The following is a 16941-nucleotide window of genomic DNA, read 5'->3' on the forward strand; positions in this document are numbered from 1 at the left end:
ATTAGGAACTCATCAAATTATTAAAACTATATCCTTAAATATTTTAAGACTTTGAATCAAAAAATAATAAATCTACAAACAGACCTAAATGAACAACTTAATTTCATTGATCTTGAAATAGACAATGAAATTAAGCGTTGTGAAAAGGCTATTGAGATAACTTTAAAAGCTAAAGAGAATTTAAAAAATGTAGTTATTAAAAGCCAATTCAAAAGTCAAGATGAAGAAATATATTTTTTTAAGGAAATTAAACCCCAATTTACATCAAAGATTATTTATTACAATTCAATCCTTAAAATTGAAATGAAAAAGCCAAATGGAGGCAATCGTATTTTAAAAAAATATTACAATAATGAACTTATAAAACTTAAATCATTTTTTGATAATGAATTAGAATTTTACAAATATTTTCGCTCTGGAAATAATTATTTGGATTACAAATATTTTCTAAGAGGGAAGTTTGATGTGAAATTAGCATTAAGTAGCTATTATTTTGAAACAGATACTAATTTTTCAACTTCTCATGATTATAAAGTAGCAAAAATATTAGCTAATGACTTAATTCAATTATATCTTGAAAATAAACTAATTATGATTGAAAATAAAGGAACTACTGAAAAATCACAACGCCAACCGAACATAAAAATGATGTGGACAGGCTCCGAGCCTGCTAGGAATCTCCTAACCTTAGGCACCTCACTAAACACAGTTTAATCCACAACTTGAAACCTGAAACCCGCTACTCAACAACCAACTTACTACTAGAAACCACGGCAGCGCCTTGCTTAACCAAAACCAAGTAAACCCCAGCTGGATAAGCACTAACATTCAACTCATTAGTTCCTAAAAAAGAATTTAAAGCTACATTTTGAATCAACCTACCAGTTACATCAAAAATAGAAACTGTAGCATTATTTATAGCTAAATCATATTGTAAGGTTACCACATCCTTTGCTGGATTAGGATACATCGTAAAAACATTTTCTTGTTGAAATTCAGTAGCACTTAAGGTAGCACAAAGCCCCGTCATTAGGGTAGGTACATAAACTGGATTTCCAACAGTACCATTACCATATTGTCCCACTTGATTATCTCCCCATGCCCAAACCGTGCCATCTGATTTTGTAGCAATGGTAAACTGGTCATTGCCAGCGCCACCTGAAACCACATCAACCCAGTCGGTATCAGTACCCACTTGAACGGGGGTAAATTGATTAGTGGTGTTGCCTATTCCTAATTGTCCAACATCATTAAGTCCCCAAGCCCAAAGAGTACCATCAGGTTTAATTCCAAAGGATACTTTCCAACCAGCAAATACTTTAGACCAAGTGTCAGTACCAACTTGTCTTGGATACGAACGATATAATGAAGGAGACAAACCATCACCAGTTTGTCCATATTCACCCCCCCCCCAAGACCACAAGGTGCCGTTTGTCTTTAAAGCTAAAATATGGGCAGCGCCAACATGAATACTCGCCCAATCAGTATCAGAATTTAATTGTGTAGGGACACTTCTTGCCATAACCGTATTATCGGCTAATAAACCTGCGAGATTCAATCCCCAACCCCAAATAGTGCCATCATTTTTTAAAGCAAAAACAGAGGCACCCAAACTAGTTTCAACATCCACCCAATGATTGGCTGTACCAATTTGAATGGGAGTAAGTTGATTGGCACAACACGTATTATTTCCCATTTCATATTCATCATTTTGTCCCCAGCCCCAAATGGTCCCATCGGTTTTTAAACCAATAGTCATTTCAGATGAAGCGGATATCTTTTGCCAATTAGAAGCTGTACCGATTTGTTGTAAAGTAGGATTTATTGTAGTTGTAGAACCATTACCTAATAGTCCGTACCTTCCATCTCCCATAGCCCATAAAGTACCATTATTTTTAATAATAAAAGTATTGTATGGGCCAGCACTTACTTTCAACCAATCAGTAGATGACCCTATTTGAAAAGAGGAAGAATTTATGGAATTGGTATTTCCTAAGTTTCCAGCATCGCTCTCACCCCAACCCCATAAAGTTCCATTTGATTTAATAGAGACAACATGATAGCTTCCTATCTGAAAACCATCAAAACATTGACCAAAAGTTGAAGCACATACCCATAAAAAGAATAAAGTAATTTTTTTAAGCATAATTCGTTAGTTTAAAAACAGGTACGCTAAAAACGTACCTGTTTAGGGTTATTCTATTTAATAATTAACTTGTTTTGCCATAAGATAGCATCTGCTTGTTTTACAACTAACATATACATACCTGCAGGATAAGAGTCAATCGCTAAAGTGACTTCCTTATCAGTCGAAGATAAGGCTTTTTTAGTAATATTTCTTCCTGTCAAATCATAAATTTCAAGTGTTACCCCTTCTAATTCGATAGTATAAGAAAGAGTTACTTGAGTGGCTGCTGGCTTAGGATACATACTAAAACTATTATTAGTACCTACAATCTTATCTTCACTTTCGTTATTCATTTTACTTGAAGAGTTACACCATGGGATATCTACTTCAAATACCCGATAGCGCGGAATTACATTCCGTGCCCACAAGTTCCTTCAAACAAAGCTAGTGAAATATTTATTAAAATGCTAATTATATAAGCATGGTCAAAAAGGCCTCGTAGAAAATAGAAAAACCTATAGCGCGGAATTACATTCCGTGCCCACAATCTACTTCAAAACAAAGCTACTAAGATAATTTTTACAAAAAAGTTAACCCAATTCTTTTGTTTAACCCCAGCAGATGTGTATTTTGGAAGAGGCGAACTAATTTTAAAAGAACGTGAACGATTAAAGAAAATGGTAATTTTAAACCGAAGAAATGAGTACCAAAAATCAAGTTCAAAAATCAAGTTCAAATAAAGAAATTCATCGGAGAAATAGTCAAATCAATTGTAACTGAGCAATATGGAATACTTAGGGAAGAAGCTCATAGATTGGGAATATTTGTTTATGAAATTAGACATCTGTCAAAAGCTTACAAGATTTTCATAATGGAACAGTTTGATTTTGAATTTGAAAATCGTATTCAAAAAGAATTATTAATAAAATTGATAAATGATGATAATTTACTTTTAAAAGAATTCTTGAAAGAAATCAAACCTCTTGATTTTGATAATTATGATAGTAATTTTTATATTAAATGTATTCTCAATAGATTAACAGCTTTAAATCTTGATGGTGAGCTTGACATTTTGTATGAAGAAACAGATAATTTAGAGGAAAGAATTGAATTTTTAGACTGTTTAGGAAATGAGGATGTTAATTTTTATTTTGATGATGAAGAATAGTTTTTAAGTAACAAATAGTATTCTTACATTTGAAAAAATAAACTAAATAGTATATTAAATAATCATAAAATACACTTAAAAGTGTATTTTTGTTTGCAAACTAATAATAAAGTGAATATATTTGCTCTAGAAATATGGGATGATGAAGCTGCTAAATGCACTTTTTACACCGTAAAATATGATGATGCCGAGACAAATGAAACTGATTTATTCTTTGAAAAATATGATGCAATAGCAGAATACAAAGAAGCAAATCAAGTATTGTTGTCTTTTGTATTGTTATCAATTGGTAATGATCACGGAGCAATAGATGAATTATTCAATAGAGATGAAAACGAAGTTAAGGGATTACCTGTCCAAGGTAAAAGAACAATCGAAAATATTACTTACCACTTTCCAGAATTTCTATTAAGATTATACGCCTTAAAAATCACAAACAACATAGTTATACTTTTCAATGGAGGTATCAAAGATGGTCCAACAAATCAAACAAGTTCATTGCATTTAGAATGGAGAGCAGCATGTGAATTCGCAAAACGAATTAATGAAGCTTTACAAGATGGAACAATAATTGTAAATGAAAAACATAGAAAACTTACTAATTATGATGGTTCAGATGAAATCATCCTCTAAAAATCCAAAACAATGAGAAGCAAAGTAGCACAAAGAATTTTAGCAGAAACACCGGAAGAAACAAAAATCTTCGCGAGATTATATGCTGATATCGTGGTTCGAGTAAATCAGTTGTTAAAAGCAAAAGGATTTAGCCAAAAAGATTTAGCAGATAAGCTAGAAAAAAGACCTTCCGAAGTTAACAAATGGTTGGTAGGAGAACATAACTTTACGTTACGTTCTTTAGCCAAACTTGAAGCAGAACTTGGGGAACCAATTATTAATGTTCCACAAAGAAAGCCAATGGGAACAACTGGATATGTAACACTCTATAGAAACAATACTATAAATACAGATGTAGCATATACCAGCGCATGGAAAAAATCAAAATCAAACAATAAAACAGCATTAGCCAATGTCAGCTAATTTATTACAACCTGAAAAAATTGAAATTGTTGATTTTAAAATCATAAAAGGACAAATTAATAGTCCATTCGATTTTGAGGAAGAAAAAGTTCAAGGTCACAATTTCAATGTAGACTTTGAATTGGGCTTTAATATTCCAGATAAATTAATTAAAGCTGATTTTTCAGTAAATGTAGAAACCAAAAGTGAAAAAGAAGATAGCGAAGAAGCAATCGGAGCGTTCAGTTTTGTTTATGTTTTTCATGTGGATAACATTGAAGAATTAACCAAATTAGAAGAAGACAATACGGTTACTATAAGTCCTGCTTTAGGAAATGCTCTAGCTGCAATTACATATTCAACATCAAGAGGAATATTAATGACACGTTTTCAAGGTACAGCTTTAAGTAATTTTATATTGCCAGTTATCAATCCAAATAAGTTGATAGAATAATCTTTTATTCTTCAAAGAGTATATTTTGTCCCATTATAATAAATATTTGGGACATTTTTTTTTAATCAAATAATTCGAAAATGAAAAATTTTGAAAAGTTCGTAAAGCATATTGTTACCAAATGGAGAGCTGAAAGTAAATTAATATTAGAAAGAGGTGGCTTGGGTGTTCCAATGCCAAATAGAACAGCTGGAGATTATGCAGAAAAATTTATTATTAATAAAATTGGACAATTAACTCCAAAATAGCAATCATTTTTGGCTTCTGGCAGTCAAACACCTGCTGATATCTATTCGATTGCAAGACGAGATGGATATTGGCACATCATGCTTATCCAAGTTAAAAGTTCAAAAGTTAAAGACAACATATATGAATTATCAGCTACAGAAATAAAACAATTTTCTGAACTTGCAAAGCTCATTAAATCTGAAATTTCAAATTGTGACATATTGGAAGATTATAAAAAGAAACCAATAATAATTACAACAGGTTATGCTGGTGTGTTGTCAATAGAAACAAATAAAACGTTACAACATCGTTTAACAAAAGCTAAAGCATATAAGTTATTCAAAATGAATGCAACTAATCTTGATTTTTCTATAATTAATGAAAAACTCATTACTAGTCATAAATTGGGTTTAAAGTAAATTATCTCATTCATCTGCACAAAAATTGCTCCTAGTCCAAGTATTCCTAGCATCAATTCTTTGTTTGCCTCATTTCACTAATTTCATTTCATAATAACGAGAACGTACTTTTTCGTTTAACGCTAAATTGACGTTTTAGGTTTTCAGTTACCACTCCTTCCCAACGCTCCAAAAAAAATTACTGTCATGGTTTTTGTCCCAACGCTCATCAAGCACTTTGCCTGATGGCAAGAAAATTATATGTAAATTGAAAAATCCTGCACGCCATCAGCCAAAGAGCTTGCCCAACGCACAAAACAAAAACACGTACGCTTCGCAACTCATGCCAGTATTTTTTTTCCCAAAGCTTAGTTACATAATGTGGCATTATAGTGCATAAAGAACTATCCTGCTTCTTATCAAAATCTCGGATGCACTATAATAACATTATGTAAAAAAGCCACTCGTCCAACGCTCTTGCCAGTGGCTCCAGGACAACATTTTTTGCAGCTCCCATCGCATCACCCAGCTACAAAAAACACCGTCCTTCGCCACTGGCTGCAACAACGTTAGCCATTTCCCCGCTCGTGCGCGAATCCTTTCGCGTTCGTTTAGTTAGTAATGAGATGTTTAAGAGATGCTGAAACGAGATGCTGAAACGAGTTCAGCATGACAAATCAGGGAAGTTCATTGGGATAAAGAATAATCAACGCACTGTTTGTTATCCTCGCTCTTGCGTGAAACGAAGTTCAGCGAAGCTAATCCTTTCGCGTTCATTTAGTTAGTAATGAGATGGTTAAGAGATGCTGAAACGAGTTAATTATGAGAAGTAGAAGCAATGCAAAAAATAATTAGCCAGTGTGATGTATTGCTCCTAAAAAAATATTAAATAGTTATAATTTTAAAGATTTTTAAATTTCTTCCTTCTGTGTTTTAAAACTTTGATTTTGAAAACGGAGTTGGTAATGTTTGTTTTAAGCTATTCGTATGTTTGTTAGCATTTTTATAAAAAAAAACCGTTACTTAATTTAGCAACGGTTTTTTATATTTACAGTGTATTACAATCGGTTTGAATAATGATTTGTGGAGATTGCATTCCACTAAATCCTCCAAAGAAAAAAGATTCTATTATAGGCATAATACAGTTGTATTGCATTATTGTTTGTTGCGCATTTCCATATCCTGTACCCCCCATATAAATGGTTTCTAGGTTAGGAACTACACAAGTGCTTTGTAATAGGGTAGCAGCTACGTTTCCGTAACTTGCTCCTCCAAAATAAATAGTTTCTAGCAATGGATAGGCACAAGTGCTTTGTATGAATTGTTGTTCGTCATATCCTGTTCCATTTCCGCCATAATAAATGGTTTCTAAAGAAGGAGCTATACAGTTGCCTTGGGTGAGAGTTTGTTGGTTATTACCTTCACCCACACCACCAGAATACATGGTGGTAGGCACTTTAGTATTGAATACACCTCGCATACTTGGCATAGCAATTTGAGCATTAGCGCCACATCCAATGAATAAAAGCCATAGTATAAATTTTATTTTATTCATTGTAATACAAATTAAAATGATCGTACACCTCTTCCACCTTGGAAGAAAGAGTAGTTGTTAAATTGTACCCAGTTTCTTCCAGATACAGAAATCCATTCACCGCCAACCCAGTTAGAACCACCGCCTTTAACCATAATTCGATTAGTTTGCCAAGTAGCCATATCAGTAGAACCATTATCAACAGATTGACCATTTTCATATAGGTTACCGTCTCCATTTTGTGTTGTAAAGTCGGAAAAATCAACATTCCAACCTCCAATGCATGATTCCCAAACATTTCCAGTCATGTCTAAAACGCCATAGTAAGTTGCAGCTGCTTTTAAACGGTTAGAAGTAGGAGTAGCCGAAATACCAGCGCGGTATAAACGGTTTGTACCTGCAGTATTATTACCAAGCATAGCATAATTGTTAGTAGCTGAAGCGGAACCATAGTTAGGTACGTCATAAGTATTATTAAAGTCTGTTGAGCCCCATGCAAATTCACCTAAAACAGGATTTTGATTTCCTCTACATGCTTTTTCGTATTCAAATTCTGTCATTGGTCTTATGGCTGCCCAGTCTAAGAAAGCAAAGAAATTTTTCACGTTTAAAACAACAGGAATGCCTAAACCGTCTTCATCTTCGTTATATACACCGTTATTGTTTAAATCGTTTGCATAAACAGCAGGAATAATTTGAGAGGTATTGTTACCTGGAGTAGCAATTACGATTCTAGGTGAATTGTTACCACAAGGCCAGCAGTGAAATTCAGTGCCTGCAGGAGAATCAGGTGGAGTAAGATTTGGTTGGTAGTCTCTTTGCATTCTAATTTGCTGATTAAAGCTAAGTGTATTTAAAAAGGCTACATATTGACCAGCCGTAATTTCGTATTTCATGCAGTAAAATCTATTGTATCCTAATGGGAAAGAAGCGGGTAAACTTCCAGAAGAGCCCAAATTGTCTCTTTGGTAGTTAGAAGCAGCACCTAATCCTGCGTTTTGAATAGCAGCATTGATTAAAAGAGGATTTCCACTAGGATCTGAAAGAGTATGGAAATATTGTTGAGATCCATCTCCAATATAAAAATCACCTTCAGGGATGTTTACCATTTCCATACCATATACACCAATGTTATCACTTCCAATAGGAGAATTTAATGTTAATGTAACGGTTGCCATAGTTATATTTCCAATCCCTACAGCACTTCTTCTAATGAATACTCCTTTGTTATCAAGTACTTGGTCTACTTGTAATACCCCTCCAGTAACACTATTACCAGATGCTGCTATATCTGCATGTACCCATGGACTAGGTGCATTACTAACACAACTTTGTCTTTTTACAAATACCCAAACAGCATCCCAATTAGAAGGTCCTGTAGTAACATACCAACTGTTGTCCCATTTTATGGTAAAGGTTACAGTACTACCACTTACAGTAGGTGTACCGATAATTAAATTATTAGCATAACTGTTTATGTTAGATGCTAAAAATAAGATGGTTATTAAGGCTATTTTTTTCATATTTTTTCTATTGTTTAATCTTTAGTAATTGAATTTATTGCATGTCTCCGGCAGTAACGATAATACCACCACCAATATTTACAATGGTAGCAATGGCATAGTTGCCAGCTGTAGCTGTATAGTTGTTTCGGTTTTTTAGTGTTACGCCACTACCACCAGCAAAATTAATTTTGTTAGCGTCATCACTTTTTTGTAATACCATACAGTTAAATCCGACAGGAAGGTTGTTTTCAAACGTAATGGTAATTTGTGAACTAGGATTACATATTAATACTTTTCCTTTGTATAATTCTGCATTTGTAGCATTGATTGTGAAATTATTAGTTATTTCTGCACTTATTTCAGCATTTGCTGTTATAGAGCCATAGGTATTTACATTTGTAATGTTAGAATCTCCAATTTGAACAGTATTTGGGTTTTGAGCATAAGCATTAGCACCAATAGCGATAGCATTAGTGCCATTTGTTTGTGCATTGTATCCAATAGCTACTGCATTTTCTGGTTGGTTGTTATTACCGGCAAAGGAACCTACTGCTACGGCATTAAGCCCTTGGTTGTATTGTGCTGCAGCATAACCTACTGCAACAGCTCCTTCAGCTTGAGGTCCTTGCGCTGTATTACTTCCTATGGCAATTGAGTGTTCCCCTTGTCCTCCAGAACCCGAAACATAACCAATAGCGACATTAGAACTATTTGTTATGAAATAACTATTTGAGTCGACAGTACCATCTGCTTTTAAGAATTGTGAAGCTAATCCCCCGGGTATACTAAACGCATTAGCTGTTACACTATTAGTAAAACGGCCACTACCTTCAACATCTAATTTAAATTGAGGTAAGTAATTACCTCCAATACCAAAGTTTCCATTTTCGTCAATGATAACTCGACTACAACATCCCCCTTGATAGATTGAAAAGTTGAATCCTGAGTTTCCAATTTCCCATGTGCTACCGTTATTAAACACTACTGATGGTGTAAATAACTGTCCTGTTAAAGTACCTCCTGCTAATGGCAAAAAATTATTTCCTATAGAAGTTACTTGACTGTCTACATATGTTTTAACAGCTAGTTCTGTTGGGAATTTCGTGTTAGTAGCGTCAGCTAAAGTAGCGTCAGTAGATTTGTTAATGGCATCTTCTTTAAGTGCGATAGCGGCATTTGCAGCAGCTTCGTTAGCGTCTACATCGGCTTGAACAGCAGCTATAGCAGTAGTAGTGTTATTAGTAACTGATACCACTTGACCGTCTACATATGTTTTAACAGCTAGTTCTGTTGGGAATTTTGTGTTAGTAGCGTCAGCTAAAGTAGCGTCAGTAGATTTGTTAATGGCATCTTCTTTAAGTGCGATAGCGGCATTTGCAGCAGCTTCGTTAGCGTCTACATCGGCTTGAACAGTAGCTATAGCAGTAGTAGTGTTATTAGTAACCGATACCACTTGACCGTCTACATATGTTTTAACAGCTAGTTCTGTTGGGAATTTTGTGTTAGTAGCGTCAGCTAAAGTAGCGTCAGTAGATTTGTTACTACTATTTTCTTTTGTATTTAAAGCGTTTTGAGTAGCTGTACTAATTGGTTTATTTAGATCGCTAGTATTCTCTACTTGGTCTAAACCTAAATTAGTTTTAGCTTCTAAAATAGTAGTTCCGTTTGTTCCTCCATTTTCAATAGTAACTACGCCAGTAATATTGGTAGCATTTGTAGCATTAAAACTGTTGTAAGAAAAAGGAACAACAGAGAATGGTTGGTTACTAATTTCTTCAAAATTAGAACAGTTGCCAGATATATCTAATCGAACCACTAAACTTTTTATCGTAGTGTTCCAGTTGATATTGTTAAAAGAACTGGCATAACCGTCTACTTGATTTCCAGAGCCTATAAGTAAATTTACCATTCCAAATTTATCTGTTTGTGTGGTAATATTCTCCACATACTCTGATTGATTGCTGTTATCTACAATTGTAAATTGAAGACATACATTTTTAAGCGCTAAAGGCACATTAGTATTATTAACCCCAGGATTTGCATCGCCAATAGGTTTATAAATAACTGCTTGATAGGTTATACCATTTGTTTGAGCGTGCAACAAAGGTGTAACAGAAAGCAAGAATAATAATAGTATCTTTTTCATAAAATAGAATTAATGATTTATAGTAAAATGGATACCTAATAAAATTTGATTGGTTTTAAAGGCTAATTTTTCATTAGTATTATTTGAGGTATTAATCGAATATAAATATCCATAGCCTAAACTAATGAACCCCACATTATTTAATTTGTAATTAGTGTGAATACTTCCAGATGCTCCGACAAATAATCCAGAGAATTCTTTTTGTTTTATAAGGTCGAAAATTTCACCATCTGTATTTTGTTTACCGTAAATAATGGTTGATAGATTAATACCACCTTTAGCTGTAAGGCTAAAGAAAGAAGATATTTTGTGATTGTACTGTATGCTTGATTGAGCACCAAGATATTTAGTATTCCATTCATATGAATTTGCGGCATTACCTGCTACTGCATTGAAATTATTGAGAGTAACAGCAAATGAGTACATGAAATCTTTGTTTCGAATAGGTATAGCGTATCCTATTTCATAAGTAGTTCCAGTACCACTTTGTAATTTAGTAGACATGGATTGTCCGTTTGTTTCAAATTCATATTTTGTAAAATTATTTCCCATATTTAGGTATAATTCTTGGGCAAAAGAATTTGAAATGAAAAGGATTGTTAAGAAGAATAGTAATTTTTTTCTCATTGTGTTTTCAATAAATTAATTGTGTAATAGTAATTTTTAGTAGCAACTTTTACAATGTATTTTCCGTCGGCAAAATTTAAATCATTAAGTGTTAAAGTTGTTTCGTTTAATGAACTTTCCTTAGCATAAATGATTCTGCCTAATACATCAAAAAATGTGATGCTTACGTTTTCATTAAGTGGTTTTGAAAACTGAAAGTTTATCCTATTTATAAATGGGTTTGGATAAACGGTAATTTTAATATCGTTAGCTAGCGTAGCATTGGTACTCATTTTAAGAGCAGATTGTTGGAAACCTTGTTCTACTCGAATTTGGTTATTTGAGTAACTTCCAATTACACTTTGCTGTCCGATAGATTGTCTGACTGCAATGCCACTTTCTAAAAGGACATTTTGCCCTTGACTGGCCACCATTTGATGATGAAGTTCTTGAGCGCTTGCAGTAACACTTAAAAGTAGTAGTGCGATTTTTTTTACCATATTTTGTAATTTGTATGCAATTTACGATTCGCTTCATTTTAAAAAAGGGAGTGTAGATTTTGAAATAATTTTTATGAACTTTTAATAACAATTTTTAATGTTTTAGTAACGGATTTTTTAAATTGTATGTATAGAATAGTTGTTGTTAAAAACAATTAGTACAAAGAAAACTTTTTATATCTTTACATGATTAATTATTTTTTTCCCCCTAAAGAACATATTTTTTTTGAGTATTAATTCTTTATAATCTAAGTATGCTTGAAAATTTATTTGTCTTCTCAACAGGTTTGATAGGGTTATTAGCTATTGCTCAAATTTTTATACGTTTTAAATCAAATTATATAGCTAACGTATATTTAATTTTGATTTTATCGATAATTGTAGTTCGATTTTTGGTTATTGGATTTTTAAGTTTATTTAATCCTTTATATCTTAATATAATTTTAAATAATTATAATAATGTTTTGATTATAGTTATTCCTTTAACCTTTTTATATTTTAATAATTTAGTTACAAATCGAAAAAAGATAATAACTTCTGATGCTTATCATATGGTTATACCATTAGCATTTATAATTATTGATTTTTTAGATGATCATCAACTCTTAGCAATACCATTTAAAAATCGTATTTTTCTTTCTTTTTTTCTGATTTATATTGTTTTTTATATTGTATATAATTACGAAATTTTGCGTAGAGGAGTTTGGAGTAAAAGCAGTCCAATTTCATTTATAAATAAGCAAAATAAAATAATTAAGAAATGGACTATTTTTTTATTTTCTTTATTATTTTTAATGGGTCTTCGATTGATGATTTCGTTGTTTTTAGAAGTAACAAATAATCATTATGAATATGGAAGGTCTTTTATTTGGATATCATGCAGTATTTGGTTGTTTATTTTTTTACGGATATTAATTTTTCCTGAAGTTCTCAAAGGATATTTGTATCATAAAGTAGATATTTCTTCATCAGAGAAAGTTATCACTATATCAACAATGTGGAAAAGAGATGAAGGTTTTGTCATAACAAATGTTCAGGATTTAAAATTGCAAAAAAAGATAATTAATTTATTAGAGGGATATAAAGATACGCTTGATGATGTTAAAAAGCATTCTAAATTATTTAGAGATGCAAAAATTTCATTAGGTGATTTAGCATATAAACTTGATATTCCTAAAAGCCATCTTACTTTTCTTTTTAAATATTATTCAGAAATTTCGTTTTCAGATTTTAAAAAGGCTGTTAGAATTGAGGATGCATTAGGATTAATAGATGAAGGTTATTTGAGTCATAACACATTTGATTCTTTAGCAAGATTAGTTGGTTTTGCTTCTTACAATCCTTTTTATACAAGCTTTAGAGAAATTGTAGGAGTAACTCCTCAGGATTATTATAATAATTATGAGCACTATAGAGTGCATTATCAAATTCGTAGTTTTCGAGATAATTTATCAATTACATAAAAAAAACGCTCAAGTTATCTTGAGTGTTTTATATTAATAATTTATGTAATCTGTAATTTCTAAGCCGTATTGAAATATATTTCAGTGGGTATTTTTTACTCTTTAATTTAGAATGTTAGTTTTTTAAATATAAATTAAGATATCATTAATTTTTATAAAAAAATGTAACTATTTTGATTTTTTTTTATTTTTAACGAATTAATTATTTAAAATGAACGAAGTCGTAATTACCAACTTTAATAAAATAAATCCTAGATTATTTTTATTTCCATTTTTTATCATTCTAATTCTAGTTTTATTTTTTTTAATGAATGATGCCTTTAGTGTTCAAGGTTATTTAGCAATTCAAAAGGATTGGTTTTATGATTTGAATCATTATTTTGGAAAATATGAGGCAACTGCTTTTAATTTGACGCAATTAGGTGATGCTTCTATATTTTTATCTTTTTTAATTTTATTGGTAATTTATGCACCTAAATTTTGGGAATCGTTGTTATCTGTTTTGCTAGTTTCTGCAGTTTTATGTAAGTTTTTAAAAGAGTTGTTTTCAATACCTAGACCTGCCGAAATTTTAAATAAGGATAGTTTTATTATTGTAGGAAGAACTTTAGATGGTTTTAGTAGCTTACCCTCTGGACATACCGTTACCGTTTTTACGATTTTAACTGTAATCCTTTTTGCTTTTATGCCAAAAAAATCATATATAAAGGCATTTGGATTTTTCTTCTACTTGGTTTTGGGTATTTAATTGGATTATCTAGAGTTGCAGTTGGAGCTCATTTTCCTTTTGATGTTTTTATAGGAAGTGTTATCGGATATTGTTCTGGTCTGTTAGGAATAATAATTACTAGAAGATATAAAATTTGGAACTGGTTTTGTTTTAAGAAATTTACTCCGCTATTTATTATTGCTATTATTGCCTGTTGTGTTTCCGTTTCAATAAAAATTTATTATGAAAAAAGTTTAGTGTTTTATTTGGTATTAATTAGTTTATTTGTGGCTCTTTATAAATTTATTTATGTTTACATTAAAAAATAACTTCAAGATTCTCCCTTTTATTTTAATTATCAGTTGTCTTAACTTCTTATTTTTTCATATTCCTTTTTTTAATTTCGTATTTGAAAATATCAATTACAAAAGCCTTAGTGGTTTTTTTGTGATAACGAGTTTGGTAGTACTCATGATATTGTTAAATGCTTTTGTGTTTTTTTTACTTTTATTTTTATCACAACGAATAGGGAAATTTATACTCGTATTATTCTTTTTATTTAATTCCATTGCTTTTTACTTCGTTTCAACCTATGGTATAATTATAGATGAGAGTATGATAGGTAATGTATTGAATACCAATTATGAGGAGTCGAGCAGTTATTTTTCATTAAAATTGGTACTTTATCTTATTTTCTTGGGAGTTTTACCAAGTTATTTGATTGTTAAAAGTAAAATTGAAAGTGTATCACTAAAGCAGTTTTCGATACTATCATCGCTTACCTTATTGTCTGCCTTGTTTTTGGTTTTTGTTAATGCAAGTAATTGGTTATGGATTGATAAGAATTCAAAAAAGTTAGGAGGATTAGCAATGCCTTGGTCGTATGTAGTAAATACGTCTCTTTTTTATATTCATCAACATAAAAAAAATGAGAAGGAAATTTTACTTCCAGATGCAAAAATTAAGGATAATGAAAAAGCAATTGTAGTTTTAATCATTGGAGAATCGGCTCGAAGACAAAACTTTTCTTTATATGGTTACAGTAAAAACACAAATCCATTGTTGTCTAAAACTCAAAATTTATTCCATTTTGATGCCAATTCTAGTGCCACTTACACAACTGCAGGTGTAAAAAGTATTTTAGATCACAAAGAGACAAATGATTTGTATGAAATTTTGCCTAATTACTTATATCGTAATGATGTAGAGGTGATTTGGCGAACTACCAACTGGGGGGAGCCCCCCGTTCACGTTAAAAATTATCAAAATAAGAAGTATTTACAAGCCAATTGTAAAGAAGACTACTGTGGTTATGACGAAGTTCTTTTAAATGGATTAAAAGAGCAGGTTTTAGCTAGTAAAAAGAATAAAATTTTAATTGTTTTGCATACTAGTACGAGTCATGGGCCTAGTTATTATAAGAAATATCCTGTACAATTTGAACATTTTACACCTGTTTGTAAAAGTGTAGAATTATCGAATTGCTCTAAAGTAGAACTTATTAATGCGTATGATAATTCGATTGTTTATACCGATTATATTTTATATAAAACAATTGAATCATTAAAGCAATTGAATTCGTATAAAAGTACGATGCTTTTTGTTTCTGATCATGGAGAATCTTTAGGAGAAAATAACTTATATATGCATGGAATTCCTATGAGTATTGCTCCAAAAGAACAATATGAAATTCCATTTATAGTATGGGTTTCAGATGCAAGTAAAATGAAAGTGAAAAAGATGGATAATTTGTCACAATACCACGTGTTTCATAGTGTCTTACATTTTTTAAATATTGAAAGTCCTATTTACAAGGAAGACATGAATATTTTTGAATACAAATAGAACTTTGAGTTGAAGAATCTTAATTCTTTGAACTTGAAAAAGTAAAATGGTTTTAGAATAGCTTTAAAAAAGCCCCAAAATACTAGTATTTTGGGGCTTTATATTAATAGTTTACGTAATCGGTGATTTCTAATCCGTAACCTATCATTCCTACTCGTTTGGTAGGAGCGGTGCTATTGGATAGTAATTCGATTTTGGTAATATCTAGATCGTGAAGGATTTGTGCTCCAATTCCAAAATCTTTGGAGTCCATTTTAATTTGAGGCGCACGCATTTCGCCTTGGCTTTGTAATACTTTTAATTCTGCGATACGATCTAATAACTCTAATGATTTAACCTCTTGATTGATAAAAACAATAGCTCCTTTTTCTACTTCGTTTATTTTACGGAAAATATCGTCTAATTTTTTATCAGTTGTATCAGTAAGCGTTCCTAAAATATCATTATTCACTTGAGTTGTATTGATGCGTGTTAAAACGGGTTCGCCTGCGTTCCAAGTTCCTTTTGTTAAAGCAATGTGTACTTGTTTGTTCGTTGTTTGCAAATAAGCACGCATTCTAAAATTCCCAAAGCGGGTTTGAATATCAAAATCTTCTTTCTTTTGAATTAAACTATCATGTTGCATGCGGTAGGCAACTAAATCTTCAATTGAAACCAATTTTAAATCGAACTTTTTTGCTACTTCAACTAGTTGAGGTAATCGTGCCATTGTTCCATCTTCGTTCATGATTTCTACAATAACACCTGCAGGTTTAAATCCAGCTAGGCGAGCAAAATCGATAGCGGCTTCTGTGTGTCCGGTTCTTCTTAAAACACCTCCTTGCTTGGCAATTAGGGGAAAAATATGTCCGGGTCTAGCTAAGTCGAAAGGTTTGGTTTCTGGGTCAATTAATGCTTGAATGGTTTTGGCTCTATCTGATGCCGAAATTCCTGTTGATACTCCATTTCCTTTTAGGTCAACAGAAACAGTAAAGGCGGTTTCCATGTGGTCAGTATTATTACGCACCATGGCATGAAGGTCTAATTCTTTACAACGAGATTCGGTTAAAGGGGCGCAAATTAATCCTCTTCCGTGTGTTGCCATGAAATTAATCATTTCAGGAGTTACCTTTTCGGCAGCGGCAAGGAAGTCGCCTTCGTTTTCTCTATCTTCATCATCTACGACTATGATAACTTTTCCTTGACGGATGTCTTCGATAGCTTCTTCAATTGTGTTGAGTTGTATGTTTTTTGACATGGG

At 32.0% G+C, this 16941-nt stretch carries 19 protein-coding genes; 11 read left to right on the forward strand and 8 right to left on the reverse strand.

Annotated elements, in window-relative coordinates:
• The first annotated feature begins 51 nt into the window (after positions 1 to 51).
• Positions 52 to 714 carry an RteC domain-containing protein gene (locus B4I81_RS00835; RefSeq protein WP_291106418.1) on the forward strand — a complete coding sequence of 221 codons (663 nt, stop codon included), beginning with the start codon at positions 52 to 54 and terminating at the stop codon, positions 712 to 714.
• A 25-nt stretch (positions 715 to 739) separates the two neighbouring features.
• On the opposite strand, the gene B4I81_RS00840 is transcribed toward B4I81_RS00835, so the two are convergent.
• Both B4I81_RS00840 and B4I81_RS00845 read right to left on the reverse strand, forming a co-directional pair.
• Positions 740 to 2146 carry a T9SS type A sorting domain-containing protein gene (locus B4I81_RS00840; RefSeq protein ID WP_291106420.1) on the reverse strand — a complete coding sequence of 469 codons (1407 nt, stop codon included), beginning with the start codon at positions 2144 to 2146 and terminating at the stop codon, positions 740 to 742.
• A 53-nt stretch (positions 2147 to 2199) separates the two neighbouring features.
• Positions 2200 to 2556, reverse strand: a complete 357-nt coding sequence (locus B4I81_RS00845) for a T9SS type A sorting domain-containing protein (protein WP_291106422.1) — start codon at positions 2554 to 2556, stop codon at positions 2200 to 2202.
• A 443-nt stretch (positions 2557 to 2999) separates the two neighbouring features.
• Between B4I81_RS00845 and B4I81_RS00850 the strand changes: the two genes are divergently transcribed.
• From B4I81_RS00850 to B4I81_RS00875, 6 genes are all read left to right on the forward strand, one after another.
• Positions 3000 to 3296 carry a hypothetical protein gene (locus tag B4I81_RS00850; protein WP_291106424.1) on the forward strand — a complete coding sequence of 99 codons (297 nt, stop codon included), beginning with the start codon at positions 3000 to 3002 and terminating at the stop codon, positions 3294 to 3296.
• Positions 3297 to 3407: 111 nt separating this feature from the next.
• The gene (locus B4I81_RS00855; protein WP_291106426.1) at positions 3408 to 3929 is read left to right on the forward strand and encodes a hypothetical protein; all 522 of its coding nucleotides are present in this window, start codon (positions 3408 to 3410) and stop codon (positions 3927 to 3929) included.
• Between the two features lie 12 nt (positions 3930 to 3941).
• Complete coding sequence (locus B4I81_RS00860; protein WP_291106428.1) at positions 3942 to 4334, forward strand: helix-turn-helix domain-containing protein; 393 nt, start codon at positions 3942 to 3944, stop codon at positions 4332 to 4334.
• On the forward strand, positions 4324 to 4767 hold the full coding sequence (locus tag B4I81_RS00865) for a hypothetical protein (RefSeq protein ID WP_291106430.1): 444 nt from the start codon (positions 4324 to 4326) through the stop codon (positions 4765 to 4767). Before B4I81_RS00860 ends, B4I81_RS00865 begins: the two co-directional genes overlap by 11 nt.
• Positions 4768 to 4847: 80 nt before the next feature.
• Positions 4848 to 5015 carry a hypothetical protein gene (locus B4I81_RS00870; RefSeq protein ID WP_291106432.1) on the forward strand — a complete coding sequence of 56 codons (168 nt, stop codon included), beginning with the start codon at positions 4848 to 4850 and terminating at the stop codon, positions 5013 to 5015.
• 9 nt (positions 5016 to 5024) lie between these two features.
• Positions 5025 to 5414: a hypothetical protein gene (locus B4I81_RS00875; RefSeq protein WP_291106434.1), complete on the forward strand. Its 390-nt coding sequence runs from the start codon at positions 5025 to 5027 to the stop codon at positions 5412 to 5414.
• A gap of 1027 nt (positions 5415 to 6441) precedes the next feature.
• Here B4I81_RS00875 and B4I81_RS00880 read toward each other — a convergent pair.
• Genes B4I81_RS00880 through B4I81_RS00900 form a run of 5 tightly spaced genes read right to left on the reverse strand, consistent with a single transcriptional unit; the run spans position 6442 to position 11684 of the window.
• Positions 6442 to 6948, reverse strand: coding sequence for a hypothetical protein (locus B4I81_RS00880; RefSeq protein ID WP_291106436.1), 507 nt, complete (start codon positions 6946 to 6948; stop codon positions 6442 to 6444).
• Between the two features lie 11 nt (positions 6949 to 6959).
• The gene (locus tag B4I81_RS00885; protein ID WP_291106438.1) at positions 6960 to 8450 is read right to left on the reverse strand and encodes an SUMF1/EgtB/PvdO family nonheme iron enzyme; all 1491 of its coding nucleotides are present in this window, start codon (positions 8448 to 8450) and stop codon (positions 6960 to 6962) included.
• A gap of 34 nt (positions 8451 to 8484) precedes the next feature.
• Complete coding sequence (locus tag B4I81_RS00890; RefSeq protein ID WP_291106440.1) at positions 8485 to 10578, reverse strand: hypothetical protein; 2094 nt, start codon at positions 10576 to 10578, stop codon at positions 8485 to 8487.
• Between the two features lie 9 nt (positions 10579 to 10587).
• Entirely contained in the window at positions 10588 to 11205 is a 618-nt protein-coding gene (locus B4I81_RS00895; RefSeq protein WP_291106443.1) for a hypothetical protein, read from the reverse strand.
• Positions 11202 to 11684 carry a T9SS type A sorting domain-containing protein gene (locus tag B4I81_RS00900; RefSeq protein ID WP_291106445.1) on the reverse strand — a complete coding sequence of 161 codons (483 nt, stop codon included), beginning with the start codon at positions 11682 to 11684 and terminating at the stop codon, positions 11202 to 11204. Before B4I81_RS00900 ends, B4I81_RS00895 begins: the two co-directional genes overlap by 4 nt.
• A gap of 254 nt (positions 11685 to 11938) precedes the next feature.
• Here B4I81_RS00900 and B4I81_RS00905 point away from each other — a divergent pair, with 254 nt between their 5' ends.
• The 4 genes from B4I81_RS00905 to eptA all read left to right on the forward strand — a co-directional run bounded on the left by B4I81_RS00905 (position 11939) and on the right by eptA (position 15701).
• Positions 11939 to 13147 carry a helix-turn-helix transcriptional regulator gene (locus B4I81_RS00905; RefSeq protein WP_291106447.1) on the forward strand — a complete coding sequence of 403 codons (1209 nt, stop codon included), beginning with the start codon at positions 11939 to 11941 and terminating at the stop codon, positions 13145 to 13147.
• Between the two features lie 211 nt (positions 13148 to 13358).
• A complete protein-coding gene (locus B4I81_RS00910; protein ID WP_291106449.1) occupies positions 13359 to 13895 on the forward strand; it encodes a phosphatase PAP2 family protein in 537 nt (178 codons plus the stop codon).
• On the forward strand, positions 13865 to 14185 hold the full coding sequence (locus B4I81_RS00915) for a phosphatase PAP2 family protein (protein ID WP_291106478.1): 321 nt from the start codon (positions 13865 to 13867) through the stop codon (positions 14183 to 14185). Before B4I81_RS00910 ends, B4I81_RS00915 begins: the two co-directional genes overlap by 31 nt.
• A complete protein-coding gene (eptA, locus tag B4I81_RS00920; protein WP_291106451.1) occupies positions 14166 to 15701 on the forward strand; it encodes a phosphoethanolamine--lipid A transferase EptA in 1536 nt (511 codons plus the stop codon). Before B4I81_RS00915 ends, eptA begins: the two co-directional genes overlap by 20 nt.
• A gap of 103 nt (positions 15702 to 15804) precedes the next feature.
• Here the strand turns inward: eptA and ribB are convergent, their stop codons facing one another.
• Positions 15805 to 16938 carry a 3,4-dihydroxy-2-butanone-4-phosphate synthase gene (ribB, locus tag B4I81_RS00925; protein ID WP_291106453.1) on the reverse strand — a complete coding sequence of 378 codons (1134 nt, stop codon included), beginning with the start codon at positions 16936 to 16938 and terminating at the stop codon, positions 15805 to 15807.
• Positions 16939 to 16941 lie beyond the last annotated feature (3 nt).

Source organism: Flavobacterium sp. UBA6195 (assembly GCF_002422095.1).
GTDB lineage: Bacteria > Bacteroidota > Bacteroidia > Flavobacteriales > Flavobacteriaceae > Flavobacterium.